The organism is Curtobacterium sp. VKM Ac-2865 (genome assembly GCF_015350905.1).
Classification (GTDB): Bacteria; Actinomycetota; Actinomycetes; order Actinomycetales; family Microbacteriaceae; genus Curtobacterium.
In genome coordinates this window covers 1-462 of record NZ_JADKRZ010000014.1, presented here as the reverse complement: position 1 = coordinate 462, position 462 = coordinate 1, and the positions used below count along the sequence as shown (strand labels likewise).

At 69.9% G+C, this 462-nt stretch carries 1 protein-coding gene; it reads right to left on the bottom strand.

Annotated features, from left to right (window positions below; translation table 11 throughout):
- Positions 1–462, bottom strand: a 462-nt coding sequence (locus tag ITJ54_RS17715; protein WP_194630617.1) for a hypothetical protein, incomplete at both ends; no start/stop codon positions are given.

The following is a 462-nucleotide window of genomic DNA, read 5'->3' as shown; positions in this document are numbered from 1 at the left end:
AGGACGTCGCCGTAGAGCTTGGAGGAGCCGGGGTTCACGACGAAGTTCTCCAGCGTGACGGTGGTGTCGCCGGCCTTGAGGGTCAGACCCGAGTCGTCGTGGTTGAGCAGGCCCTGCACGTAGGGGCGGTAGTTGCCGTCCGGGCTCCAGTACGTGACCGACCCGGCGGTGATCGGGAACGACACGGCGCCGTCGGCGAGCTTCGCGGTGCCGGAGACGCCGGGGGTGAGCTTGAGGGAGGTGAGGGCGTCGGTGAAGCCCTTGTCGAGGGCGACGGAGGTGTCGCCGCCGAGGACCTCGGGCACCGATGCGACCGGGGCGGGGATCTTGGAGGAGGACGAGGCGACCGTGTGGATGGTCGGGGTGGCCTGCGCGGCGGAGACGCCGAACCCGGCACCGGTGAGGATGATCGCGCCAGCGGCGGCGAGGGAGACCGTGGTCTTGGTGATCTTGCGCATGGTG